Origin of the sequence: Bdellovibrio bacteriovorus (genome assembly GCF_001592745.1) — a bacterium.
GTDB classification, from domain to species: Bacteria; Bdellovibrionota; Bdellovibrionia; order Bdellovibrionales; family Bdellovibrionaceae; genus Bdellovibrio; species Bdellovibrio bacteriovorus_B.
In genome coordinates this window covers 807,374-834,214 of the sequence record NZ_LUKD01000001.1, presented here as the reverse complement: position 1 = coordinate 834,214, position 26,841 = coordinate 807,374, and the positions used below count along the sequence as shown (strand labels likewise).

Genomic DNA, 26,841 nt, shown 5'->3' with positions numbered 1-26,841 from the left:
TGGTATTCTGGCGACCGGTCGTAAGGGGTCGCTTTATGAGTATGCAAAAGAAAATTTTAAGACATTTAATTTTTCTTAGCGCGGTATTAGGGATGGTTGCCTGTGGCAATATGGAAGCCAATATCGAGCATCCCGTAGGTTCTTGGGACGAGAACTCAAGACAATTTGAAAAGCCACTTCAGGAGCTTTACGCCAATGAAGAATCGGAAGAGGTCATGACCGAAGAGGTTCCATCGCAGGCTCCGAAAACAACTCTTCCGGTGGGGCCGGCCACAGTCAGTTCTCCCGAGACACCGGCTAAGCCAAAAGAGTCGGGCGGCAAGGAAACGCCGAAGCCGGAAATCAAACCCGAGGTAAAACCCGATGTAGCCGCAGAGGATCCTAAAGAAGATCCGAAGCCAGTTCTTAGTGGTCCTGGTGTTTTAAAACCAACCGTTTATTACTTTGCTGTTCTTAACGAGGATAAAAATAAATGCGCTGACGATGCGAAAAGAGATCTGCACGGAGCCGGCGGAAAAGTCTTATTGAAAGTCTGTGCAAAAACTTGGGCCGCGTGTTCTTTGCAAGGTTCTTGTGCGGTAATTCAAAAAGGTAAAACTCACACCTTTAACATCATTGGACGCTTTGAAGGACAAGAACGCTTTTTTGAAATTGAAGAAGACGGTTGTCGCTATGGTTATGGCGTGAACAGCTCTTGCTTAGATCCCTTTTATACATTGGCGGCGGATTTAACTATCTACAAGCCGGGCGAAGTGATCTATGTTCCCGCTGTTGTTGGCTTGCAATTGCCGGATGGAACGAAACACAACGGCTACTTTGTTATTCGCGACAAGGGCCGTGGTATCGTAGGGCGCGGAAGGTTTGATTTTTACACCGGCTATTATAGCTGGTTGGATAATGCGAACCCGTTCAAAAAACTGGGTTTGGGAGATGTGAAAACCAATATTCCTTACTTCCGAGTCACAGGCGACGTCGCTAAAGGCGTGTTGGAAAGAAGAGCGTATCCTGATCTACCGCGTAGCAAATAAATAAAAAAGGCTCCTGAGAAGGAGCCTTTTTTATTTTTGTAGTCTTTGCTTTCAGTTTCTAGCCGAAGGCGGAAGCGCTTGTTGCGCCTGCGGTTGCGCTGTCTGCTGTTGAGGTGTTTGCACCTGAGCCGCAGCGACTTGAGCCATCTGAGCCACCGCCATTTGCGCCTGCTGGGCTTGCTGGTGGTAGTAGTTCAACTTCGCGACGTACTCTTTCAGTGCGGCATTCTCTTGTTTAAGGACACCCAGCTGAGTCAGAGCTTGTTGAAGGTGACTGTAGTAGTCTTGAGCCTCTAAAGCCTTTTTATCCAAAGCGAGCTTCATCTCAATAATTTTTGTTTCTGCAACAGACATTAAATTTTTGAGAACATCGTTTTGTTGCTGCGCCGAAGCTTCCACTTCCCCGAAAGACGCCGAGATTTTCTCGATTTCCTCATTCAAAGAAGCAATATTTTGATCGCGCTCTTCGATGGTGGCTTGCATCTCATCAACGGTTTGCTTCAGTTCGTGCTTTTCCGTCTTCAAAGTTTGAATGGCCGCCTCAAAGTGTTCGCGCTGCTCTTCCCAAAGTTGTTGTTCTTTAGCAAAGGCACTTTTCGCTTTCGCGAGTTCCATGGCAGTTTCATCTTTAAGCGCTTGGTTGAGTTCCAAATCTCTTTGCAGAGTTTTGTTCTTCTCAAAAAGAGCCTGACTGTACTTTTTCTCTTCGCTTTGCATTTGCAATGCGCGGGCTTTCAGGCCTTGGATCTCTAACTGCAGTTGCAGGCTGAGTTCTAAAGATTTTGCTAAGTCGCCACTGAGTTTTGTGTTACTGGCTCTTTCGGCAGAAAGCTGGTCGGCAAGTTGTTTGATTTGCGCATCCAATGTTTCAGGTCCGTAAGAGACGTTCTCAAGAGATTTGATTTTTTCTTTCAACTCTTCTTGGGAACCCTTCAGTTCAGAATGGAATTTTTTCATCTGAACTTGCATCTGTTCATACTTTGGTTGAGGGGGCATAGGTTCCTCTCCCTGATGCTGGGTACTTAACTCGTTTAGTTTATTGCAAATTTCGTCAAAAAGTTTTTCGTGCTCAGGAACGGAAGTCGTCATAGACTTCATTGTGATGCACAGACCGAAGTCAAGTCATCGAAATTTATTGACAGAGGTCGAGCCTCTCGATTTAGGTCCAGGGTTGTTGTTGTAGGAGGAGATACCATGAGTTTACAAAGACCCCTTCGTTTTATAATGGCCGTAGTTTTATTGATCACCTGTTCTGGCGCGCATGCAGACGACATGGGGCTTTTAAGTGACATCAAGCCTCCTCAGCAGACATCCGAGTATATCTTCCGGTCTTCACCGAAAGAGTCCTTGGTGACGGTGCAGCTTTTGGGTGCGGTCAATAAGCCTGGTATCTATTATGTGCCAGCCGGCACAGATCTTCTGAAGTTGATCACTCTGGCTGGTGGTACAACCAACGGGGGAGACCTTTCCGAAGTGATTGTTCGCAAGATGGAGCCTAAAACTTGGGCAGAGATTAAATCTAAAGCGGTCAATGAGTATCAAGGTGCTTATGAGGTTGATGCCGAAAAGCTGATTAAGTTCGGTGGGACTCGCGCGCTTCGTCTGCATCAAGACGACTTCGTCTATGTTCCTCCGCGCACTCCGTGGATCAGTAACGAAACGGCTCGTGGTATCACTCTTGTGTCCGTGATCCTTGGTATCGCTTTGACCGCAGTTCTGATCGATAAGAACACAGGAAACAACTAAGAATGATGCAAGCTCGCGACGGTCGAATTTTATTTCTTATAAAAGCTCTCGCGGCTTTGATTTTCATTTCTAAGATTTCCTTTGGGGCCGTGCTGCCTATTCCGCAAAGATTTTCGTTTTTGATCTTTCAGCAAGGCCTGCACCCTTTCGTGAATGTCTTTTTGTGCTTTCTTTTTGGGGTGCCTTTGATTTTCATGTGGTTGCGTGTGCGAACGCGCCATCATTTGAGTGGGTTCTATAAACTCTTCGTCTATGTTCTGATGTTGACCTTGACGGTGCAGACATTGTTGCAGGCTCATTATGTGAACACAGGTGAATCTGCGATCATGCAGATCGGTGCGCTAGGCGTCTCTTTGTTCATGGTTGTGGTCTATGGTTTGGTGATACCCAGTCTTTGGAGCGTCGATGATTTTTTGCGCTTTATTCAACGCTGGTCTGGATTTTTGGTTCTGATTTCATTGGTTTTACTGGTCGTGGCAAGTGGCCATGTTTTTAAAGGCGGACGCTTTATCGGCGTGTTCAAGCACATTCCTCACATGGTGACCTGTGCGACCGTGGCCTTTATTTTTTCTTTAGGAACTTTTCTTAAAGACGCAAAAGCGAAACATAAAATTTTAGATGCGCTCATCCTGGGTGCTAGTTTCATCGCGATCATCTTAACGGGAACAAGGTCCTCCGCAGGAGCCGCGGTTCTGGCTTTTGTAGTCACCATGATCTTACACAAAACGGCAAGCAACCAGGGGCGCATTTTTAAATTCGCTTTCACTTCCTTTGTAATTACCTTTTCGATGTTTTTCGGCGCCAAGGTCTATGACTTCGCACGCGGAATTGCGACGGGTCAGGCCGCTTTAGGTGGACGTGAGGCCCAAGACGGTATCGCCTCTCGTTGGGAAGAGGTCGAACGAGGCTTTCAAATCTTTCAAGAGGAACCCTTGTTAGGGCATGGATTGCTATCTAAATTCGCTGCTGGAAACGACGTGGACGTTTCTAATTATAATGCGATGAAAGATCCGCATAACATCTTTATTTCAGCGGGTGTTGTCGGAGGCTGGCCTCTGATTGTTCTAAGTATTGTGGCTTTGATCTTTATGTTGTTGGGTTCATTTAAAGCTCTGACATCGCCAAGTATCGCGAAACGCCAGGTCGCTATTTATTTGCTGTCCCATATTCCAATCCTGGTGATCTATCATATCCACTTATCGATTGGTGGAATGGCGGACCGTCTTTACTGGATGGTCTTTGGCTTTGTCGCGGCGTCGACTCTTCGTTCGGACGCATCTTCTGAGCAGTCCTAATATTTGTTACTGATCAAACGAGTTTAAAAAACACAACAGCGACTAAAGTTTTTGCTCCAAAAGTTCTTTTGTCTTTTACAAAGACTAAGCCCCTACTGAAGCGGATCTCACGCCCCGCGGATGTCAATTGGGTGCACACCCCTGAAGTAATTTCAAATTCTTAATCCTCATTGCACATTAAACACAGGCCAAGGCATTAATTCAGTGGCACAACCAATGCTTGCGGGGATATGTCACAGAAGGTGGGGATATATGAGTGATCAGCATATAGAACCTGAATTAACAGTGGGCGAAATTATTAAACTTTATCTGTCCCATTGGCGCATGTTTGCTTTGTTTACCGCAGGACTATTTGCGGTAGCGGTTCTTGTTTACGTTGTTAAGATTCCTTTTGTCGCGTCTTCGACAATTGTTATTAACGATTCGCAGAACTCATCATTGCAGGCATTCTCAAACCAATTTTTCGGTTTGTCGAAGTCAGTTCAGGAATCTAAAAAAGGCAGCAGTTTGCTTTCTAAGCATATCGAGTATCTTAAAACCCGTGAGTTTTATGAGGCTCTTCTGCAGCGAATTCAAGTTCGTGGCAACAGCCCTCTTATTACGATGGAAGAGCGTAACGGCTACGATATTCTTAAAACCAATTATCTTGGTGATTTAGATAAGCCTGAAAAACGTGTTCAAGTCCTCCAAAGATTGGACAGTTGGACGAAGATCAATATCGATTCGGATTTTGAAATTCGCGTGTCCGCAGTGACGCCGATCAAAGCTATGTCGTTGTTCTTATCTAATTCCGCTTCTGAGCTAGCGGCAGAGATTCTGAAAAAGCGCGAGATGAATGAAATCGCTCGTGTTGAAGACTTCATGGCAAAACAAAAAGTCGATGCAGATCAAAAGCTGGTGCAATTAAGCAAACAGCTCGCTGAAATGCAGAACAAAGAAGGCGCTCTTTTACCTTTAGCTTCTAAAGACAAAATGGGCGACTACATCTCGGATCTTTTAGTTCGCTCTAACGAAATCAAGTTGAAGATGGCCGAGAACAACAAAATGATTGAATACCTTCAACGAGGCCGTTCAAGTCAGCGTGAGTCCGCTCTTTACGGTGTCGGCGGTAAAATCGAAGCCTTGCGCATTGAAAATAGCATCCTGCAAACGAAGTTGGGTCAGGTTCAATCCTCGATTGATCGTTTGAAAAGGGACGCTAAAGAGTTGCCGTTTGCCGCGCAAATGGTCGACGATCTTAAAAAGAAATCTGAGCTTGAATTTGCTCGTTACAAAGAGTTGACGACAAATCTTGCGAAGCTTGAGGCACAAAAGCTTTCTATCGATACGCGTTTTGAAGTTTTAGAGCGCGCCCGTTGGGAAAATACGTTGCCGCAGATCGGCCTTTTGAGTTTGGGTTTGTTGTCTTTGTTGTTAAGCCAGTTTGTGGGATCTTTGGTGATTTACTTTAAATACCTTTGGAATCCACATGTGGTTACAGCACAGGCTTCGCGCAACTTGGTTATCTTTGATAACCACTCTGCCGACCCACGTGTCATTATCGAAAACTCTAAAATTAAATTCAGTCTGAAAAAGCCTGAGCCCAAACCCGAAGAGGCTGACAAACCGGAAGATCCGCAAAAGATCGCTTGGAATGTCGTCAATGTGGGACAGGGAACAGACGTTTCACAGTAGGGATGTGCGATGAAAAATTGGATTGTTACTACGCTTGCGATTGGTTTGGCGGGGACTCTTGTAGGTTGCGGAAATAGTGTTAACAGAAAAGTGCAACAAGCAGTCACGGATAATCAAGAGGCGAAGTCTCACCTAGAGTGGGAACAATCCGAAGCAAATCCTGAAGCTCTATTTGAAGAATGGCGTGAATCCAATGGCGGCAAGTCTCGCGATGGCTTGCCGAAAGAAATCTGCGAAAGTCTTTCGCAATTGGATTCACAATCTTTGACTCTTTTTGAAAATGAAATTCGCGATGAGCAGAACCAAGCTTTGCTTAAGGACTGCAAACAAGATCTTCTTGGAAATATCGAAAATTATTTTGCGGCAGAAAGACAGAAGATGTCTGTAAGCGTAAATGCTCTGGTTCCTGCGCGCACGACGAACAACTTCAAATTTCCTACGAATGTTCAGAAACGCGATACTTCCAATGGGTACTACGCAACATACGGTGATACGGCCCGTAAAGAAGTGATTTTGACTTTTGATGACGGTCCTAACAACATCTACACGCCTTCCATCTTGCGTTCGTTAAATGAAGTGAATGCAAAGGCTATCTTCTTTGCTTTGGGTAAGAACTCTCGTTTGAATCCTGAAACTTTGAAGCTTGTAGCTTCTCAAGGCCATGGTATCGGTTCGCACACAGAAGCACATAGCTGTATTGGCAATAGCAATGCGTGCAGAAAGATGCACGGGCGTAACTTCACGTTCAGTGAAGCCGTTGAAGAGATTCGTAAAGGTCACCAGGCGATTTATGACGTTTTGGGATGGATTGATCCTTTCTTCCGTTTCCCTTATGCCGAGGGCTCTCCAGAGCTGAGAAACTTTTTAAAATCTAGTTCAACAGCGGACTTTGCGTGGGTGATTGATAGTGAAGACTGGAAAGCTCAATCCAATGACTATGTTCTTCGCAACACCTTGAGCCAGGTAGAAGCGAAAGGACGCGGCATTATTCTTTTCCATGACATCCAAAGGAAAACGGCTGAAATCATGCCGACATTCTTGCGCGAGCTTTACACTCGTGGGTACAGTGTTGTATTACTTCAATCCGCTGACCCATCAGCGAAATACAACAGCAAACTGGTTAGAAAAAGAATCCCTTAGTTTTCAAATGAAACGTCCTGATGTCGATCGCCCCTCAACTTGGAAATCCTATCGCACTGATATGTGCAAAGGCTGCTGGGGCGGCTGTTGCACTATGCCTGTGGAAATCAAAATTTCAGACCTGATTCGTTTAGGTCTGACGACAGAAGATGAGGCCGCGGGCTCCATCAAAAAATTAGCAAAACGTTTAATGAAAGAGGGCTATATCACCTCGTACCGTCAAGGGACTGAGTTCTTTATGCTCTCGCAAAAAGCCAATCGCGACTGCTGGTTTTTAGATTCAAAAACCCGTCTTTGTACAGTCTATGAAAAACGTCCCGATACCTGTCGTGGATTTCCCTCTATAGGGCCTCGTCCTGGTTTCTGTCCAGGTAGCACTTAGTCCTGTCTCATTTTGAGATTGCCTGATTCTTTGACAGGGGTGCGCGCTGCACGTCTCTGTCTCAGACTGATCTATGCCAAGTTCCCTATATGCGAGCCTAGGTGGCACAAGCGCTGCTCTTACTACCAAGTAAGAACAGGAGGCTACAATGGGCTTCAAAGACAATAAACTAGAAACGGCGATTATCGGGTTGTCCATCGTGATGGTGGGAGCTCTAGGTTACGTTCTAAAAACCCCTGTTCAATCAGCGATTGCAGAGCTGGAAGTGATTTATGAAATGCCACGTCCTAAGACGTCATTTTTGGCAGCTCTTTTTGACTTGGGCGACCGCGAGATCTCTCGTAAATACGTAAATCCTTATGCAAAGAAAAAAGAAGACGCAAAAAAGACGGCCGATGCTAAAAATGCTGCAGTTCCAGTGAAACCAGTTGCGCAAAAGAAAGCTGAAGCTAAGAAAAAAGCAGACGAAACTCCAAAAAAGACTGTTGACGTTCAAATCGTGGGTGCGGATGAACCGACAGGATTTGGCGACGACGGATTCATGAATTCCGGTACGGGCTCGGGGCAACAATTTGTGGATAACTCAGGAAACAACAATCCTAAGAATGAACAAACGGGTGCTGACAAAGAAACTTTAACGGGCGACCAGTGGCAAGCTCGTTTAAGAGCACAACCTACCGCTGAAAATGTCGCTCAACTTGTCGCTGCATTCAGCCGTAGTGAAGTGAGCGAAAGTATCTTTTATTCTATAGTCGCAGATCTTTACAGTTCCAATAAAGCGGAAACGCAGGCGTTGGGTCTTGAGGCAGTTAAATCCCTTTATAACTCTAGAAGTTTTGCGGTCACAGCGAAGTATTATGAGCAAATGACGCCTGAACTGAAATCGAAAGCCGATAAATATCTTGCGGGTTACGCGGTCACAGCGCGCTTGGGTATTTTGAAATCTGTTTTGCAATCTAACGACTCTTCGGTAGTGGAAGCCGCGTTGCAGGTTGTTATTGAGGGCTATCAAAGTGCAAAGGGTGGCGTAACGCCAAACACGGATCCACGCAACTCGCGCGGAGATGTAACGACAAATGCGGTGGCAGGTTACTCTCAATTCGTACCTTTGTTTCAACAACTTGCGCAAAGTTCGGATGCGACGATCGCTAATTTAGCGGCTACGGGCCTAGGGCAATTGCAAACTGCAGTCGCTTCTCTTTAAAACTGGACAGCATTCCATTTTCTGACAAGAATATCCCTAGAACTTTGAGTCCTAGGGATATTATGCGTTTAAGCCGTCTTATTTTCATTCTGACAATCTTCACCACTTGGTCGGCGAGTGCTTCTTATGATTTACCTAAAAACCTCAGTTCAGGAGATCGTGTTCGCGCGCTTGAAATTCTGGGGTTTGGTTCGGCTTCAAAAATTTTGGATAATCCTTATCCACTCGGCGGTTACTCCGGTATCGAGGTTGGAATTGCGTCGGAGTATATTCCTACGGAGGATTTGGCGACTTTGGGGTCAGAAACTACGGACACGGGAGAGATCAACTACCTCACGCTGACGTTTGGAAAAGGCCTTTACTATAACGTCGACACGCATGTGTACTTCACTCCGGCTTTAGGTGATGGAATTCAAACGTTCGGTGGACAAGTGCGTTGGGGTTTTTATGAGGCACCTTTTTTTCCTCTGACATTGACGGCGATGATTTCAGGCGGGGGCGCGAATTTTTCAAATTTGATTAACGTGAAAACTCTCGGGGCAGATCTGATTGCTTCCGTCGCAATGAATAATGTCGCAATCTATTTTGGTGGTGGCCGTGTTCGTGCGATTGGGACTTTTATCGGTGGCACCGATGGGATCACTGATGACCAGAATACCGTTGAAGAGGACATCGTCGAAAATCACACGGTGTTTGGTATCAATGTCGATATCGCGAAATTCTTTTTAGCTCTGCAAATCGATCGTTACGCGGATTCGGTTTATTCGGGAAAATTAGGTTATCGTTTCTAAAAGTTTTCTGTCAGTTCCGCAATTCTCCTTTCTGTTTAGTAAGCAAGTCGGTGTCCTTTATCTACAAGTCAGTAAGACTGCTTTGTCTATCCACAAACTCCGTTCAATTTGATTGTCCCGAATAGTGATTTGGATGAAGCCTGTTTTTCTAGGGGCTTTATATGTTGGACTTTTCTATTCTGAATTCATCATTTTCAAATCCGACGTGGATCTCAATCGTATACGCATTCCTGTTGAGTTTTGTATTAGGTACGGTCTTGGCCGTTATTTACGTTAAAACTTTCCGAGGGCTGTCCTATTCGTTGAACTTCCTGCATGGCTTAGTCTTACTGCCGATCGTGATTGCGATCGCTATGCAGGCTATTGGCGACAATGTGGCCCGTGGTATTGGGATGATCGGTGCTTTGTCTTTGTTGCGCTTTAGAACCAATGTCAAAGATCCGCGCGATATGTTTTTCATCTTTGCCTCTCTGGCAGTGGGCCTTGCGTCCGGGGTGCATGCCTATGGAATTGCGATCTTAGGGACGGGTTGTTTTGTAATTGCCCTTTTGGTGCTGCAGGGGTCTTCATTCGCAGCAGGTCCACAATTTGACGGACTTTTGCGCTTTAACCTAGCACGCAACCCCGAACAACAAAGACAGATTGAAAATGTGCTTGAAGGCAAATGCCGTCACTTCGCATTGGCGACGATCCGAGAAATGGGGCAAGGGGATCGTTTGGATTTTTCCTATCAAGTGCGCTTAAAACCTCAAACGACGTCTTCCCAGCTCATTGAAGACCTTGGCAAAGTGGATTCAGTGCGTGGATTGAACTTTATGAACCAAGAGTCTGTGATCGAGGTGTGATGATGAAAGCCGCACGCTCATTTCTTAAGACTTTTATGGAAGATTTTGTAGGCTCGGACAATAAGTTCCTGGCCGCGACCTGGTGTGTGGCCGTGCTCATCATACTTAGTTTTGGATTTGTTCTAAACTCAGAGACTGTCAGCATCTTGGGAATCGCAGAATCGCGAGAGTTCCAAGTCAACTTTGATACGGCTGTCGAAATTAAGCAAATTCATGTGATGCCTAGCCAAGTTGTGAAAAAAGGCGACCTTCTTTTGGAGCTGGGTCAAAAAGAATTGGACAATCAATTGCGCATTCTTCGGTCTCGCTACGACCGTTTGCTGGCAGAGCTTAAATTACGCCAAGAGATCTCTCATCTTACAAAAGATTATGCGAAGATGCCCGAGGGTGCGGACCCACTGCTAGTGGATCTTAACGATACAAAAAAAGAAATGGATCTGATTGAGAACCGCTTGCGCAACCTTTTCGTTTTTGCGGAAGTAGATGGTGCGGTTGGAGCAGTGAATTTTAAAAACGGCGAAAAGGCTCCCGCATTTGCTCCACTTTTAACTCTGGTTCCTGTGAATCCTAGCTATATCAATGGCTATGTGAATGAAAATCTTCATGCGACGATCAACGTAGGTCAGCTGGTCGATGTGGTTTCTGCCAGTGGCCACAAGATTCAAGGTCGTGTCGTCAGTGTGGGAACGCGTATTGTACAGATTCCTGATCGTGTTATGCGTATTCAAACCCTTCCGGCCTGGGGACGTGAAGTTGTTATTAAGATTCCCAATGCCAACGGTTTTTTAGTCGGGGAAAAGGTAACAGTTAAAAAATCCTGGGGTATTACTTTGTTCAGCACGGCTCAGGCCGAACAAGCTGAAATTGGAACTGACAGCTTTCAAAGCCTTGAAGAAATTTATTTTCCCGCGCGAATCACCGAGCAGTTTCAACCTGAAATATCAGGGTTGACCTATATCCCCGAGATTCGTCAGTTTGCGATGATCTCTGACGACTATCCAGACGATCACCCTTGGATCCTGTTGATGAATGCCAAAGGTGAAGTCGCGGAACAAATGCTTCCCGTCGAGGGATTGGACAAAATGGAAGACATCGAATCTATTTCTGCCGAAGGAAGCGATATCTATTTGTTAAGTTCGCTTTCGGCCACGAAGAAAGAAAATCTTAAAGATGCGCGTCAGCTTTTTGTGAAGGTTAAGCGCAATGGCATCCGGTTTTCCTTAGATAAACAAGTGGATATAAGAAAAGCTCTTTTGCCGACTTTAGCGGCTGCTAAAGATCCAACCCTACAAGAAATTGCCCGACAGAGTCAGGGTACAAAGTTGAATGATCTTGAAGTCGAAGGGCATTTTGTTAAAGACGGGGACCTGTACTTAGCATTAAAACGGCCAATGATCTTCGCTGGTGAAGGCTTGATTTTAAAAGTTAAAAATATCGAGGCCCTTTTTGAGACGGGTCGTATTCTTGAAAAGAATGTCAGTGTCGCCCACCGCTTTCCCTTGCGACTGCCGAATAAGACAACCAGTCTTTATCTTTCGGACATGATTCATACCGAGGATCATATTTATATTTCAACTTCTTGTGTGAGCGAAAAGTGCAGTGCGGTCTGGAAAATCAACCCGGAAACCTCGCAGACCGAGTTGGTGCAAGAGTTCGATGTGAAGAAGTTAGAAGGTATCTCACTGGGACCTTCCCACCATCAGATCTTTGGAGTTTTTGACAATAAAAAAGGTGGCAAGTTCATTACCATACCTTTTGCGGCGGCTCAGGGGCAGCAATGATGTTCTTGATTCCTTGGCTGTTTGCTACTTCGGCGTTGGCTATTACGCCAGAACAGGTTCTTAAAACGGCCTGGAACGATAAGACTTACCTGTCTTTCGAAGAAGTACAGGCCACGGATTCTAAAAATCCTTTGCGCAGTGTAGACGGTTTTGTTTCAACCGAAGATGATGACGGTGATACCAAGTCTAAAATAGGTCTTAAGTTTCAATTTAAATCCTGGCCGGAATGGAAGACGGGTCGTCCTAAAGGGACAGAGCAAAAGCTTCTTCGAAATACCTCATTGGGATGGGCTTTGAAAAACCGTTACAACACGCTTTTGCTTTATGAATTAAACCGTCAGAAGTCCGAGAAATTAAAAGAAGTGATCAAACTTGCAGAACGAAATGTGCAGGCTCAGACCTTGTCGTTGCGTGCGGGCAGGGTGACTTCCAAGTCTTTTGTTTCGGCGCGCAGTGAGCTGGTGAAACTCAAACGCACTTTGGCTTTGTTGCAACAGGAAAAACAGATGCTAGAAACGAAGATCCAAGTATGGGTGCCTTCTTGGAAAGAAGGAGATCTCGACAATCTAAACCTTATCAGCATCGACCATGTGGAGCAGAGCCTGAAAGAAACTGTCGTCAAAGGTGATTCACTGACAAAGAAAATAGCTAACGAAGAAATCGAGCAGATCAGCCAAGAGTTGACCATTGTTAAGGGACGAGAAAAGCAATGGTTTAAGGGATTGGATGTCAGTCAGAACCGCAAGAATGATGATATTTCTTATGAAGTTGAAGTGACGGTGCAATTGCCATTTCTTTTCTCGGACGACCTGGCGAAACAAAAACAGAACGAGTTGATTTTAAAGCGTGCCTTAAAACAACGCGATATTGAAGAGACCGGGAATCGCCTAGAAACTTTGCGGGTGCAGGTTTTAAATCTGATTGAAATTTATAAAGACACACAGAAGCTCAGTAAAATTCAAGCGAGCAGTTTGGATCCATTGGCAAATATCGAGCGGAAAATCGTTGAACAGCAAGAGGAACTAGACCTATTAAATCAGCAACAAGAAATCTTAAGTTTGTATCTGGAGTATTTGTTAGAGTCTGAGGTTTTAAATAACTCGCCTGAGAAAAACTATCTGGATAAGTCGTTGAAGGCCCTTTTATGAGCATTCAGGTTTCGCCCTTAAACTTAGAGCGGTATGAGTTAAAGTACCTGATCTCTCCCGATATGGTCGAACCTATATCCCGGTTTGTTGAAGCCTATTGCTACATGGATCATTTCTCTGAGATCGCGGACGACAAATATTATACGATCAATAGTCTTTATCTGGATTCTCCGTCTTATTTTATTCTTCATTTTAAAGAGCGCGCTAATGCCTTTAGTTTTAATATGCGAATCAGGTCTTATGGAGCGGGAACAGCGCCTCCCTATTTTTTTGAAGTGAAGTACAAGGTGCGAGAGTTCGTTAAAAAGAAACGAGCAAAGGTGTCTATTCCCAACTGGTCGGATATTCTGGAATACGACACTATTCCGGAGAATGTCGAGGAAGGCTCCAAAGGTAATCTTGAGGACTTTCTAAGACAGAAAATCACTTACAACGTCGGCCCCGTCATACTGACTCAGTATCGTCGGAAGGCGTATATATCCCACGTTGATGACTATGCCCGTGTGACCTTTGACCGCGACCTGCGTTTTCACGAAGCGAACACTTGGACTGTTACGCCCAACGAGAAGCTTTTGTCGCATTACGATCACCCGGAATCTTTTGAAGAGCCGGGAAAGTGCGTGGTTTTAGAACTGAAGTGTGAAAAGAAAATTCCGCTTTGGATGATTGATCTGATTCGTAAGTTTGGATTGGTCGGCGGGTCGTTTTCTAAGTTTGGCAACTCTATGGCGACTCACTTAGGGATTCCTGACGTGGTCTCGTCAGGAATCCTTTATCGATAAACTATAGATCACAACGATAAGAAGGTTTCGTCGCGCCTGGGATGTATGTTTCAAGATCCACGTCGAAAATCAATTCGCCAGCTTGGCATTTTGAAAGCAGGATTTGTTTTGCTTTAGACGCATTTCCCACTAGGACACCGTAGTCGCTAGAAGTGAAAAGCATCTCTTTCATGAAATAATCTTTGGTGTAGGCATCTTTTAACGTGCGCTCAAAAGCCATAAAGCGACGGTAAGTGTTGTAGCTCATATGTCGGACTTTTTCCAATGCGCTCACTCGTCTCATCATGTTGGTTTTAACGATGCCGCAGTCATTGTCCTTAAGAACCATTTCTTTGATAAGAGCGGCTTGCTTTCCAGCCATCAAATCTCTTTCCGCTTGCGGGACTTGCAATTGATTTCCCACCCACTTTGCTTCGGACTTCATGCGTTCGATCTTTTGGGTCGATGGGTTCGCGGCGTACCAATAAAATTTATAGTGAATGTTTCCAATACGGTCTTGTTGATTCATCAGAGTGTCTAAGAGAACTAAATCCGACACATCCTTCATCTGAGTTACGGTCTGCGCCACGGTTGCAAAGTCTTTTGTTCCCAACATTTGTTCAACTGTTTGAGAGCCAGAAACTTTTAAGAATGGAGGCTGCTGTAAAAAACGCTCATAGCGCGTGTCATACGAGCCTTTGCCACTGACTTCAACATATTGCTCTTCGTTTTTAATATTATCGGAAAGAGCTCCGTAAATCTGGCTCAAAGTTCCATCAATGACGGTTGGGTAGTTCGCGGGATTTTTATGAACTTTCCCCATGGCATTCCAAGAGTATTTAATTTCATCAGCACTATTCTGAAAATGGGCAATAGCTTTGTCAGTCTGACGAGAATGGACGTCCCGATCCATGGAACGAATAACGGCTACCGGAACGCGACCGACGTTGCCTAAAATTCTAGAAATCGGATAGTAAGCAAGAATGGCCGGAGTGTACGAGCACGTCACGGACTGCTTGAATTTGGCTTCCGTTTTCACATTCATCTTTTTAACGTCGCAGTTAGAAGCATCAATCGCCGCCTTGGAATAAGAGGCGTTGGGTTTTAATAAAAGGATTGCGGGGTTTGTTGAAGTGTATTTCGGACAAATTCCCATATTGGTGTGAAAGTCGTAACTGCAAAGATCATTTTCTTTTTCTACATCATCGGCACGATAAGAAGCTCCTGGCCATTTTTTTGGAACAACACAAACCTCTGCCAGGCCTTGAGGTGATCTAAACTCTACACGGCGTTCACCTTGCAACTCCGAGAGATTCAAGGCGAATGAAGAAGACGCGCACGCGGTGACACAAAGGACGGAAATCCATTTCTTACTCATTTTAAACTCTTTTCTGCTTAGGGTGATGAGCCATTTATAAAGAGGAACGGAGCCATCCGCACCTTACAAAAAAGAGAATATTCTTATCTACAGAAGACCCGCCGCTACAAAGGGATAGGAAAATCTGCGAGTGCCTCGTATTAGGAAAAAAGTGGGTCTAGTCTGATTGTGTGTTTCGACAAAACTTCAGCATGATCAAGAGAATGAAAACAGGATATTTCAAAACCGCAATCATTTTATTCGCTGCCGTTACTCAACTTACAGGATGTATGGAAGCTGCGCTCATGAAAGGCGTGCGAGACGCCGCTTCGGGAAATGTGGGTCAAGAGGAGCCCAATCAAATACCTGACGATTCCAATTCATCTGGAGGAGCTATTGTACCACCAGATACTGGTTCCACTGCATTCAGTATTCAAAGAGAAGCTCAGAAGTACAAAGACCGTTACGAACTGGCTGACACTTTCGCAAAACTCACTGATAACAGAGGTGATGGTGTTGATGAGCTTTGGGGCACTCGCAATTTTCGTGTTGTTCTTCATGGTGTGATGTACCGTGGGGGAGCTAATAATAAGTATCTCAGCACGCCAAGAAACAATGTAAATCCATTGCCCACTGTCGGTCTGAATAATCTTTGTAAAGAAGACTTCGGAGCCTCCGTTTATCTTTATTCAGAAAACTACGAAACAGCACCTCGAAGTGTGTCTTGTCAAAACACGTCTCACCAAAGCCATACCATGCAGTACAAGCAATATGCGGCAGCAGGAGAAAACGAAGCCATCCTGCAAATGGTCTACAACCGTATCAAAGGGAAAATGAATGGTCCGATCTATGCGCACTGCTGGAACGGCTGGCATTCATCGGGCCTGATTTCAGGCATGGCCTTGAAACAGTTCTGTGGCTGGAGTAATGAAAAAGTGGATGCCTATTGGGTGAAAAATACGGATGGGAATTCTTCTGGATTCACGACAATTCGCAATCGTTTAAAGGCTTTCAAACCCTACGTGAAGTTTTCAATCACCGCGGCTGAACGCGCGGCCATCTGTCCCACGAACTAAAATGAAAAAGGGAATACAAAATCTGTATTCCCTTTTTTTATATCTCTAATTTTTTAAATTATTTTTGCGCTTTTTCGATCAGCTTTGTTGTGGATTTGCCGTCAACGAATTGCAATGACATCACTTTCCCGCCATAGGACATCACAAAAGGAGCACCGACGATGGATTCAATACTCCAATCGCCACCTTTTACTAAGATATCGGGACGAACTCTGTGAATCAGATTTTCGGGCGTTTCTTCAGTGAAGATCACCGTGAAATCCACGGCTCCTAAAGCCGCTAAGATCTCGGCACGGTCATTTTCAATTTGTACGGGGCGAGTGGGGCCTTTAAGTTTTTTAACGCTCGCATCTGAATTCACACCTACAACCAGGACGTCACCCAAGGCTTTAGCTTCTTGAAGGTAACGAACATGGCCGACGTGCAAAAGGTCGAAGCATCCGTTTGTGAAGACGACTTTTTTTCCTTGAGAGCGAAGTGGAGCCAAGCTGTTTTCAATATCATCAAATTTACGAACTTGGCCCATAGAACTATGCCTTTTTATACAGACGAGCGCCTGTGATAGAACCCGCAAGGTCCTGTCCCAGAACAGTCGAAAGAAGTGGGAATACGATAAACCCAGTGACGATCACGAGGAAGGAACGAGCGACTACACGTAAAGAGTAAGAAGCTTTGTTCAACTCTGCAGGTTGACCTACGCGTTGATCAAAAGCCCATTCGCCTGGAGTGCAACCCATGAATAGACGATTTACTGTTAGGTAAGCAAAGCTCACCATCGCGAACAAAGACAAAGTCGCAAGATAGATCATACCTTGAGAGTCTGGGTTCGTAAGGTTGCCAATCAAATCCACTTTCGTGATAACCAAAAGAATGATCATGCAAAGAAGGCTCGAAGCTACGACAAGCATGCCATCAAGCATGGCAGCTGAAAAACTCCAAGTCGCTTTTTTGTACTCTTCTTTAACAGCAGTTTGAGAGATTTTTTGTTTGCTGTTGTCGAAATCCAAACGACGGTTTTTTTGAAGTGTCTTAAGAATTTCATCAACCGCGGCTGAACCGTCTCCGCCCACTTCTGTAGCACCTGGAGTCGGTTGAATTTGTGTTGAAGAGTTGCGGTTTTTGCGTGGAAGAGGAGGACGCAAAGGATCGACCGAGGATTCCTCGATCAATTCCAAGCCTTGATCCATCATACGGTTTTTAGAAAACGTTTCTGTCTGAGCTTCGTCTTTGGCAGCGCCTGTTGTTTTCTTTTTGTGAAAACCTAGACCGTCCGTGAGTGGCTTAAACTCAAATTCCTCGAAGGGATCCATTCCCTCTCCTTTCAACACATCAGATCAAAGTCATACTTTAGGACTGATACCAGAGCCATGCAAGCCGTTTCAACTCGCAAAACCTGGGGTCCCAAGGTGACTGGGCGAAGGCCTAGTTCCTGGAATTTTTCGACTTCATTGTGAGAGAAACCCCCTTCAGAGCCCACGATAATCCAGATGGCTTTCACACCTTGAGGGTTTTGGGACTTCACCTGTTGAACATAATCCTTGATGCTAAGAGTCGACGGACCCTCATAAGCAAATAGACCCACATGTCCCGCATCTCGGTTAATCAAACCTGAAACTTTCTCAAACGGAATTGCCGGTTGAACTTTCATGAGGTCGCCGCGGCCAGATTGTTGGGTGGCGGAGCGGACGATCTTATCCCAACGCTCCACTTTATTGTCAGAAAGTTTTTCGCCTGTTCGCAGGAAGCTGAATTCAGAAAAGAAAGGTTGAATGCTTTTAACACCCATTTCGACAGCTTTCTCCATGATCGCATCCATCACTGGAAAACGCGAAATAGAGAGTGCTAAATGAATGTGTGGTTCCTTTAATGGAGGAATCACGCGTTCTTCTAGAATTCTTGCGGTGGCATTTTTCTTTGAGACTTGAGTGACTTCAACGAAGTAGGCTTTGCTGTCTTCGGTAAGAACCTCAAACTTTGAACCGACCTCTTGGCGACAGACATCGAAAATATGATGAAAGACATCGCCGGTGAAATTCACCTGATCTTGGAATAAATCTTTTTTCTCTATCCAATAACGTCTCATGCTTTTGACTGCGCCCAGTATCCAACCCACTCGTCTTTTTCTAAACGACGAAGAACGGTGAGGCCTGAGTTTTCCATGAACTTTTCAAAGAAGTGATTGTCGCGTTCTTCTAAAATACCTGTCAGAAGAATATGACCACCTGGTTTTAGCACACGAAGAAGATCTGATTTGATGTTGATCAGAACTCCATCGATGATGTTCGCAACTACGACATCGTACTGCGAGCGCATGTCTTCGATCTGTGTTTCGGGGATGTCGATTTGTTCAAGCTTGTTCAACTTCACGTTTTCACGAGCCACTCGACGCGCTTCCGGATCAATTTCAATCCCAGTGACAAGGCCCATGCCGCTCATCTGCGCAAGCATTGCTAAAATTGCCGTGCCGGTTCCGACATCTAGAAGAGCCCACTCTTTCACGTCGTTCTTGTATTTTTCAGCGAGTTTGTGAATAAAGAAGGCCATCATTTGCGTGGTTGCATGTGTGCCCGTTCCAAACGCCATACCCGGATCAATGAAGATCGCGTGTTTGCATTCTTCAGGAGGTTGCAACCAGCTTGGAACAACCCAGAAATCACCGACGAGCTTGAAAGGTTTAAAACCTTTTTTCCACTCCTCCAGCCAGTCTTTGTTTTCTTCTTCGAAAATATTCCATTTGATGCCACCGTTGATATCTAGAAGGCCATCAAAGAAATTTTGTGCCGGTTTTTCAGGGAAGAACACATCGACTTCGTGAGAGCGGACGTGAAGAAGTTTAGGGTCGTAGGTAAGATCTGGTTGAATAAAAGCCAAAGCCTCTGTCACTCCAGAGGCTCCACATTCAAAACTATGCGTGGTGATGATGTCTTCCAGCTCTGCTGGTACTTGGCTTAGGCGGACGCGGAAATAAGAATTGTCACTCATGAAGAGTGTTGTTACCAGAATCCGCCGTTTTTTCAAGGGTTTCCCCGGCGGTAGCCGAGGATGCCGCAGCCGCAGGGGCGGCAGGGGCTGAACTGCTATTAGTTGCGGCAGAAAGGATACTATCCGCTTTTAAATTGGCAGAAACTACAGGGTTCGCTCCCGCGGGGGAGGCCGGGGTAGGGGAAAGGGCTCCTGCCCCTGTGCTTAAACCAGCGGCTGAAGGGGCGACGGTGAGTGAAACCACCGTGGCCGTTGTTGCGGTCGTTTCGCTAGAGGCTTCGGCTACTTTGCGTTTTGGTTTGGGCTTAGAATTATCAATGAATGAGCCTTGAAGATCTATGCGGTCTCCGGTCATCATCCCTACTTGCTCAAGCATCGGAAGTTCATCACGAGATAAAAGAGTGTACTCGCGCGCGACCGCGACTTTGTCGTAAACGGCGATGATTTTTAGCTGGCCCACCGGCACGGTGATTTCACCGACAGCGTTGGCACCACTGGCATCACGAATATTGAGTTTGCGAACGGCCGTGACGACAAGATTCTTTTTTAATCCTGAAGAGGGACCTGCATTGATGTAGAAGTCTTTGTAAACGGTGTCATCTTCAGACATCGTGATATTGCGACGAACATCGACGATGGTGATATCGGCGGCTTGAGATTTCATCGTGAAACCGGCAAGAAGCAGAATTAAAGTTATAAACTTCATAAGAAAACCCTTCCATGGTTTGTCTAAAAGCTTTATCGGCTGTCTTAAAATGAAACTTAAGGTCTGTTGCAGAAATAGCGGCACCGACTCGACTTGAGTTTAGCGATCGCTCATAATTCTTTCTTACTCGAAATTGGCGCAAAGGGCGTAGCAGGTATGCGGACCGAGGGCGCTGTCGCCGTAAAACTGGCAGGACCAGGTAGTCCCTGAAGAGGGGGCAGACTGAACAACACTGGTGGCCGCCCAAGAGGTTGAATAACCTCCTGACAGAAGTGTTTTTCCCGCGGGACACGTGGCGATGGCCATACAAGAGGCTGCAGCGCTATTACTGCAAGTCGCGGTGACAATCTGTGGACCCACCGAAAACTTAGTGGCCTTTACCGTTCCATTGACATCCAGTGGAGCTGTTGGAGAGTTCGTTCCGATACCAACATAACCGGCAAAGTACGATGGCACTGAAGGATCATTCGTATAAATGGACCACTTGTTCGTCCCTTGCACTCCATCAACGTACACTCCATAAGCATTCGTGATCGAGCCGCTGCCGCTGTTCGTAATGCGCGAGTGAATTCCTATTGCTTGTGAAATAACTCCCGAAGCGTCATTGTTCACTTCACCCTGAACTGCCAGTGAGGATCCCACCGTTGCCGAAGATTTATTGTGAGTACCGGACCAGGAGCCCACGAGTTTAGCTAAAGCATTTGAACCGTTGTGGTGAGTGTAGTTGATCTGCGCTAAAATACCGCCAGTGATAGCTGCCGACGTGCCGTCACTTTCAGCGCCGTTATACTGACCGACAAAAGTACTAGCGCTGGAACTAGTTGGTGCTGCCCACATGAAATTAAAAGAAGCAGCGATATTGCTGGCAGCCGTCGCATTGGAGGTTTTATTTACCTGAAGTCTATAGCCGGGGGAGGCTGTGCCAATACCAATATCTCCGTTACTCGTGATAGTCATTCGTGCCGAATTGTTGGTCTCGAAATTCAGCGCTTGCCCGTCGTTGGTGCCGACGTTCAAAGTGGCGCCCGTGCTGTTGCCTCCATCTATGATGTTTCCGCTAGAAGCAGGGAGAAGTGAGGCCGGAATTCTTCCGGTGCCATCAAGCTCTACAAGATTTCCGGAAGAGGTTCCGAAGTTTTTCGTAGCCGCTGTTCCAAGGCCTGTTACTTGAGTGCTCGCGATTGCAATCGTGGTACAAGCAAATGAGTCTGTGATTGAATTCCAAGTCAGAGTTTTATCAGCAGTTGAACACGATGCCGGAACTTGCGCTGTGCCCGTAACCGTCGATCGTAATTGCCCCATGCCGAAATATTGAGGAGCCCACGCTGATCCGTTGTGAACTAAAACTTGTCCACTGACCGGTGTGGTTGCAGAAACATCGACACCGCGGATTTTATCGTCAGTGTTAGTATCCGTGTCATCTGCAGGCGCCCAATTTGTTCCGTTGTATTTAAGAATTTTTCCAGAAGCCAGGCCCGTCATATTAACGGCGATGCCTTTGATTTTATCAACGCTTGTCGCACTTTGAGTTCCCGAGACATCGCCGCTTAAATTTCCAGTAAAGCCCGCGGAACTACCGGAAATATTTCCGCTGACGTCATTTCCATTCACAACGGGAACTGTGCATTGAAATGTGCCAGCGGGCGCAATATGTCGAAGATATTCGCCAGCGCCACAAAGAGGCACACTGGATTTTAAAATAAAGTCAGCGACTGTATTTGAACCTAGTTTTTGCGCGGACTCAGCGTACTGCGCATGGCCTGCAAATGGAACACTGCGGATTTCGCTGTCGGGACTGATGAGCTTCCAACCTGTGCCATCATAGAATTGGACTCTTAAAAGCCTTTTGTCATCGGCGATAGGAGTGTAGGTTCCTCCACCTTCACAATTCAAAGCCGCTGCATTATTGAAGGCATCTAAGAGCTTAAATCCTGGATCGACGGGATAATTTTTTGTGCCTGTTCCGATAGGCACGTCAAAGACTCCGGAAGAATTGCGCATGTCAATGGACGAAGATATTTCTTTATAGAGTACGCAAGAGCCCGAAGGATTCGTGATAGAAAATTCAAAGCGAACGCCATTAACTTCCAGCGGAAGTCCGTCGGAATTTTTGATTCTTCCCTGATAAGTTAGAGACCCTGGAACTGCGTGAGTCGTTGCAGCCCCTAATAGAGACATGAAAAAAACCAGAACGCTCAAGATTTTCATATAAAGACTTATCGGTTTATTGTGAGGGATTTTGTATGTTACAAGAACGCAAGAGCGCTAACAGTAAGGAACTACTATGTTAATAAATAAAAAATCTCCTCTTGATACAGAGGAGATTTGTCGCCAACTTACAGTAAAGATAATAAATTAGTTAGAAACGATCGCCCCTTGAACGGAGCTATAAACCTTGTAAGAGTTGTCTGAAGTGGTTTGTTCGATTCCTGACATGTAGTTACCGACTGTGCTTTGCACGTGATAAGTGACACCGCCACCGGACGCAGTTCCCGTCTGTGTAGAACCAGAAACCAAGCCCGTTGTTTTTGCAGGATCTTGAAACTTAATGGTCGGAACTTCCTTCGCCAATTGCTCTAAGGAGGCTTCCATCGAACAACCCGTAGCCAATACTACTAGCGAGAGCAGAATTAGTTTTTTCACGTACAACCTCCGACTTCATACTTATCGGTTGAATTTGATGTTTTCCTAAGCACTTACTGTGAAGAGGCCGGAGCACGTGTCTCACCTTGAGACTTCAAATGCTTCACAAGCTCTTCGTTCTGTCTTTTCAATTCTTCATTTTGCTTTTGCAATAAAACCATCTGGTTTTCTAGGCGCTGCAGACGATCTTCATGATTGTTGAACCAGGATTTCACTTTGTTCTCGAACGAGGAGAGCTTTTGTGAAAGCTCTTTAATCGAGTTGATAATCATGTATGTGAATGCAGAAGGATCCACTTTATAAATTTCCGATTCTTCTTTGTCCGTCTTATTGATTTTCGCTTTTTCTTTTTGAATCATATAAGGAGCAATCGGAGCTAATTCCTGTGCAAGAACCCCGATATAGTGTTTACCGTCGTCGACAGTCCCACCTTTGCCGTTGTAGCGGAAGCTAACCGGATGAACTTTAAGAAGATCTTCGAGCCCCGGATTGAAATCTTTGATATCTGTTTTAAGACGAGCGTCGGAAGTAGCGGCCCAAGATCCACCGCCAGGTTTGTAAGCCGTTCCGTCAGCAGCGAAGATAATTCGCGCACTTTGAGCGCCGCCTGATTTTGTGTTGAAATAGATTTGGCCGCCTTCAAGCTCATTCGTAATCGAAAGGTCAACCGTCGCGCTTGCGCCGTAACCGATCCATGCGGAGCGTGTATTCGGCGATGCTGTGCGCGCAAACAACTGTAAGTAAACGTGATCGATATTTCCTGGTTTCAACGTAAGAAGTCCAGCGCCACCAGTTCCTTCACCCATCGTGACTCCGCCAGCCGCATTCACGGACATTAACGGTGTGCCTGAGCCCAGATTCCCGTTATAGAGACGCAGTGACCGCGCTCCATTCGTGTATTCGTTCGCCCAATGAAAGTTGTGAGTGGCCGTGGCATCATTTCCCATCTGAAAGGAAGAGTAGGCGAAAGCACCAGTTCCTGTGCTTCCGATATGAAGGTTGCCCAGAGGGGCATTCGTGTTGACGCCCAATTTCCCAGCAAAGTAATTGTTTGCTCCAGCATCAGCCTGATACAGGCCGTATTTGGATGTGCCTGCGATGCCATCAATGTAGACGCCATACCCAGTGTTGAGCGTTCCACCGCCAGTGTTTGTTACCGTAAAATATCCAGCTCTTGCGGCAGAGATTGAACCAGTTGAAGTATTTAAAACAGCTCCATAAACACCCGTTGCTGTACCGAATGTTGCTGCAGATCTGTTGTAAACATCTGCGGTCATACCAACAGCGCTATTGATAGAGCCTGTTTGACTTGTTCCCGTTTCAACACGGTTCACAGCCGCGTAAAGTGAGCCTGTATAATTGAAGGCATTGTTTGGAGTAATGGATGACCATGAGCCGTGCAGATTTCCTGCAACATCGGCCGTGGGCGCAGGAAGCATATTAAAGCGAGCAACGACGGTAGGATTTGTACTTGCACTTGTGACCTCTAGTTGAGAGGACGGTGTCGTATCACCGATACCCACCCAACCATTGGCTTTAACCGTCATCCAACGTTTTTGTCCCATCATATCCGTGAAGTGAAGATCCGCCGCGGAACCCGAGGTGAAGTTTGCACCGGATTCGATGTAGTTTACACCACCTTCTGAAAGTATGCGGAGGGCCGCAGGGGTCGTGGCGTTATTGTCTTGTAAGCGAATGTCTGCACCCGCGGCGTCAGTGATGTGCAAATTTCCTGCGGGAGCAGATTCTTTGATACCGACATTTCCACCCGATAGAATTGTTACTCGAGCGGTGTTGTTAGTTTCTAGTACAAGTGAATTGGCATCGTTCGTTCCCAATGTTGCTGTACCCGCAAAAGAGTTGCCTCCATTTACAAACACAGAGCCATTCGCAAACGATGTACACGTCATCATTCCCGTACCATCGAATGTTAAAAGCTGTCCGACCGCACAGTTAAATGCCGTGACAGCGGATCCGGTTCCATTCGATGCAAGCAGCCTATTCGCAGTCAGTGATGTAGCTCCCGTGCCGCCTTTGGAAACGGGAACTGCCGTTGGAAAATTGGCTGGGTCGGCACTGATAGTACCACTAGAGACCGCAATACCCGCGCCTACTTGCACGGCACCTTTTGCACTCGTTGTTGCATCACTAATAGAAATAACAGGCGTTGAAGTTCCCGTTGCGACGGCGATAGGGGCTGTTCCTGAAACGCTGGTCACAGTTCCATTAGTAGGTGTCACCCATTGTAAGCCTGATGCTTGTGCCGAGTTTGCAGAAAGAACTTGTCCATTGGTGCCTGCTGGCAGACGAATATCATTTGTGCCATCGTTAACAACAAGATCACCCTTGGTTGTCAGAGGAGAAAGAACGTTAAAAGCGGCTGTTGCTGAAGTTTGTCCCGTACCGCCGTTAGCAATAGGGAGGGTGCCTGTGACTTCAGTTGCAAGATTGATTGCGGCGCCATTTGTTGCCGAAGTTAAACGGCCTTGGGCATCGACAGTGATATTTGCGCGAGTATAAGAACCCGCGGTCACTGCCGTGTTTGCAAGCGAAATAGTTCCCGTGGAAGTAATCGGACCACCACTTAGGCCCGTGCCTGTGGCGATATTGGTAACGGTTCCGCCACTTGATGTATCCGTATCGTTCGCACATTCCCAGCGTAAATTCGCCGTCACCCATTTCAAAGTTTGACCGTCGGTACAGGCGACATTGTTAGGACGATAAGTCAGATATTTTGAAGCGGCGCTATTAATGTCACCATAATCAAGAGTGACGGCTCCCGTTTTTGTTGCGACAGAAGTGACGGGGAATGCGATTGCTGTATTGCTTGCAGCAGTTAAGCGTCCTTGAGCATCCACAGTGAAAGTTCCCACTTGGGTCGTCGAACCGTAAGATCCCGCTGTGACTGCGGTGTTCGCAAGCGAAATAGTTCCCGTCGTGGTAATAGGTCCGCCACTAAGACCTGTGCCCGTTGCAATATTCGTAACGGTTCCACCAGCGTTGCTATCATTAGCTGGAGCCCACTTTGTTCCATCGTATTTTAAAACTTGGCCAGATATTAAGCCTGTTGTATCGACATCAACACCTTTGATTTTATTAACCGAAACGGCGCCGATTGTTCCGCTAACGTCTCCGGCAACAGAAACATTGATCGCCTGACATTGAAAAGAACTAGACACTGAATTCCAATAAGGAGTTTGGTGAGCCGCACAGTTCGCGCTGCCCACTGCCGTATTAAATGAAGCATTCGTTTTGTAAGTCGCGAGTGTGGCGCTTAAGTTTGTAACATCTGAAATAGCGATGGCGGATCCTATCCACTGTGATCCATCAAACTTAAAAAACTGATTCGCTGAAGGCGCGGCATTGGCGATCGTCACATTCTGAATTTTGGCAACGGAGGGATTTGGATAGGTTCCGCTAAGATCTCCACTGGCAGCTCCGGTTGGAGTACGTGCATCACTCAAGCGCGAATCATTTCCCGCAGCCACGGTGCCTGCTCCAGTGCCCACATTCAAAGTCAATTGCGGTGTAGAAGTCCCACTAGTAACCGTGATGTAAGCGTTGGCAGAAGTCACGTTTGTGACGGTACCGCCACTGGCTCCTGATACTGGCGCACATCCCAGAGCAGTTCCATCCCAGCTTAAGAATTCTCCGGCAGAACAGGCGGGTAATCCTGTTTTTACGAAGAAATCATTTTCAGTTTTAGTGCCCAATCTTTCAGACGAGTGAGCATAAGCTGAAAAAGGAACCGTGCGAATTTCATTTGAGGGAGAAATGACTTTCCAACCGCTGCCATCATGAAACTGCACCTTAAGAAGGCGAATGTCTCCGGATAAAGCCGAGTAAGTTGCGCCACCAACGCAGTCATGTGTCTTGGCGTTATTGAAAGCGTCTAAGAGGGAATAAAACGGATCGGCTGGAAATAGTTTTGTGCCCGAACCGATGGGCACGTCAAAGACGCCTTTAGAATTCACCATATTGATGCCGTCTTTTTGTTCGCGATAAATAACGCAAGTGCCATTAGGGTTGGTGACTTCAAAAATAAAACTGACAGAGTTGTGCTCTAAGGCCTGACCATCGGCTTTTAAGATACGTCCTTGATAAGTGAACAGCGCAGGAGCAGCTTCAGCTGCATGCATGGCGAAGAAAACGAGAAATAGAATAAGCGACGTACCGGTTCTCATACCTATCTTATCGGAATCTTAACAACTATTTCGAAGGTCTTTGGGCCAGAATTATTCGAATGTAAGCGCGATTTAGAAAAAGTGTCTCGAAGTGAGAC

The 26,841-nt window shown here is 46.0% G+C and carries 23 protein-coding genes; 13 read left to right on the top strand and 10 right to left on the bottom strand.

The features are described 5' to 3' along the window. Positions 1-35 precede the first annotated feature (35 nt). The gene (locus AZI87_RS03885; protein WP_155722491.1) at positions 36-1,028 is read left to right on the top strand and encodes a 3D domain-containing protein; all 993 of its coding nucleotides are present in this window, start codon (positions 36-38) and stop codon (positions 1,026-1,028) included. Between the two features lie 51 nt (positions 1,029-1,079). Here AZI87_RS03885 and AZI87_RS03880 read toward each other — a convergent pair whose 3' ends face one another. Then, entirely contained in the window at positions 1,080-2,024 is a 945-nt protein-coding gene (locus tag AZI87_RS03880) for a hypothetical protein (RefSeq protein WP_253696416.1), read from the bottom strand. 198 nt (positions 2,025-2,222) lie between these two features. Between AZI87_RS03880 and AZI87_RS03875 the strand changes: the two genes are divergently transcribed. From AZI87_RS03875 to AZI87_RS03825, 11 genes are all read left to right on the top strand, one after another. Beyond that, on the top strand, positions 2,223-2,774 hold the full coding sequence (locus AZI87_RS03875) for an SLBB domain-containing protein (RefSeq protein WP_063205095.1): 552 nt from the start codon (positions 2,223-2,225) through the stop codon (positions 2,772-2,774). A gap of 2 nt (positions 2,775-2,776) precedes the next feature. Further along, the gene (locus AZI87_RS03870; protein ID WP_063205094.1) at positions 2,777-4,069 is read left to right on the top strand and encodes an O-antigen ligase family protein; all 1,293 of its coding nucleotides are present in this window, start codon (positions 2,777-2,779) and stop codon (positions 4,067-4,069) included. 252 nt (positions 4,070-4,321) lie between these two features. Next, complete coding sequence (locus AZI87_RS03865) at positions 4,322-5,743, top strand: hypothetical protein (RefSeq protein WP_063205093.1); 1,422 nt, start codon at positions 4,322-4,324, stop codon at positions 5,741-5,743. A gap of 9 nt (positions 5,744-5,752) precedes the next feature. Then, a complete protein-coding gene (locus tag AZI87_RS03860) occupies positions 5,753-6,883 on the top strand; it encodes a polysaccharide deacetylase family protein (RefSeq protein WP_063205092.1) in 1,131 nt (376 codons plus the stop codon). A 7-nt stretch (positions 6,884-6,890) separates the two neighbouring features. Further along, a complete protein-coding gene (locus tag AZI87_RS03855; protein ID WP_063205091.1) occupies positions 6,891-7,265 on the top strand; it encodes a YkgJ family cysteine cluster protein in 375 nt (124 codons plus the stop codon). Between the two features lie 148 nt (positions 7,266-7,413). Then, positions 7,414-8,469 carry a hypothetical protein gene (locus AZI87_RS03850; RefSeq protein ID WP_063205090.1) on the top strand — a complete coding sequence of 352 codons (1,056 nt, stop codon included), beginning with the start codon at positions 7,414-7,416 and terminating at the stop codon, positions 8,467-8,469. Positions 8,470-8,531: 62 nt separating this feature from the next. Next, positions 8,532-9,260 (top strand): hypothetical protein, encoded by a 729-nt coding sequence (locus AZI87_RS03845; protein WP_063205089.1) that lies wholly within the window; start codon positions 8,532-8,534, stop codon positions 9,258-9,260. Positions 9,261-9,421: 161 nt separating this feature from the next. Continuing rightward, positions 9,422-10,105 (top strand): DUF4956 domain-containing protein, encoded by a 684-nt coding sequence (locus AZI87_RS03840; RefSeq protein WP_063205088.1) that lies wholly within the window; start codon positions 9,422-9,424, stop codon positions 10,103-10,105. Next, on the top strand, positions 10,105-11,886 hold the full coding sequence (locus tag AZI87_RS03835; protein WP_253696415.1) for a biotin/lipoyl-binding protein: 1,782 nt from the start codon (positions 10,105-10,107) through the stop codon (positions 11,884-11,886). The genes AZI87_RS03840 and AZI87_RS03835 overlap by 1 nt, the downstream gene beginning before the upstream one ends. Then, positions 11,883-13,034: a hypothetical protein gene (locus AZI87_RS03830; protein ID WP_063205087.1), complete on the top strand. Its 1,152-nt coding sequence runs from the start codon at positions 11,883-11,885 to the stop codon at positions 13,032-13,034. Before AZI87_RS03835 ends, AZI87_RS03830 begins: the two co-directional genes overlap by 4 nt. Beyond that, positions 13,031-13,816, top strand: a complete 786-nt coding sequence (locus tag AZI87_RS03825; RefSeq protein WP_063205086.1) for a polyphosphate polymerase domain-containing protein — start codon at positions 13,031-13,033, stop codon at positions 13,814-13,816. The genes AZI87_RS03830 and AZI87_RS03825 overlap by 4 nt, the downstream gene beginning before the upstream one ends. 1 nt (position 13,817) lies before the next feature. Here AZI87_RS03825 and AZI87_RS03820 read toward each other — a convergent pair whose 3' ends face one another. Next, positions 13,818-15,173 (bottom strand): hypothetical protein, encoded by a 1,356-nt coding sequence (locus tag AZI87_RS03820; protein ID WP_063205085.1) that lies wholly within the window; start codon positions 15,171-15,173, stop codon positions 13,818-13,820. 191 nt (positions 15,174-15,364) lie between these two features. Between AZI87_RS03820 and AZI87_RS03815 the strand changes: the two genes are divergently transcribed. After that, positions 15,365-16,228, top strand: a complete 864-nt coding sequence (locus AZI87_RS03815; protein ID WP_155722490.1) for a hypothetical protein — start codon at positions 15,365-15,367, stop codon at positions 16,226-16,228. 58 nt (positions 16,229-16,286) lie between these two features. On the opposite strand, the gene rfaE2 is transcribed toward AZI87_RS03815, so the two are convergent. From rfaE2 to AZI87_RS03775, 8 genes are all read right to left on the bottom strand, one after another. Further along, positions 16,287-16,754, bottom strand: coding sequence for a D-glycero-beta-D-manno-heptose 1-phosphate adenylyltransferase (gene rfaE2, locus AZI87_RS03810; protein WP_063205083.1), 468 nt, complete (start codon positions 16,752-16,754; stop codon positions 16,287-16,289). 4 nt (positions 16,755-16,758) lie between these two features. After that, a complete protein-coding gene (locus AZI87_RS03805) occupies positions 16,759-17,538 on the bottom strand; it encodes an RDD family protein (RefSeq protein WP_063205082.1) in 780 nt (259 codons plus the stop codon). Positions 17,539-17,549: 11 nt separating this feature from the next. Further along, positions 17,550-18,311, bottom strand: coding sequence for an RsmE family RNA methyltransferase (locus tag AZI87_RS03800; protein WP_063205081.1), 762 nt, complete (start codon positions 18,309-18,311; stop codon positions 17,550-17,552). Further along, positions 18,308-19,210, bottom strand: a complete 903-nt coding sequence (locus AZI87_RS03795) for a 50S ribosomal protein L11 methyltransferase (protein ID WP_063205080.1) — start codon at positions 19,208-19,210, stop codon at positions 18,308-18,310. The genes AZI87_RS03800 and AZI87_RS03795 overlap by 4 nt, the downstream gene beginning before the upstream one ends. After that, positions 19,203-19,916: a hypothetical protein gene (locus AZI87_RS03790; RefSeq protein WP_063205079.1), complete on the bottom strand. Its 714-nt coding sequence runs from the start codon at positions 19,914-19,916 to the stop codon at positions 19,203-19,205. Before AZI87_RS03790 ends, AZI87_RS03795 begins: the two co-directional genes overlap by 8 nt. 123 nt (positions 19,917-20,039) lie before the next feature. Next, positions 20,040-22,124, bottom strand: a complete 2,085-nt coding sequence (locus tag AZI87_RS18230) for a hypothetical protein (RefSeq protein WP_063205078.1) — start codon at positions 22,122-22,124, stop codon at positions 20,040-20,042. A gap of 147 nt (positions 22,125-22,271) precedes the next feature. Continuing rightward, on the bottom strand, positions 22,272-22,559 hold the full coding sequence (locus AZI87_RS03780; protein WP_253696414.1) for a hypothetical protein: 288 nt from the start codon (positions 22,557-22,559) through the stop codon (positions 22,272-22,274). A 53-nt stretch (positions 22,560-22,612) separates the two neighbouring features. Beyond that, on the bottom strand, positions 22,613-26,743 hold the full coding sequence (locus AZI87_RS03775) for a tail fiber domain-containing protein (protein ID WP_063205076.1): 4,131 nt from the start codon (positions 26,741-26,743) through the stop codon (positions 22,613-22,615). Positions 26,744-26,841: the final 98 nt, after the last annotated feature.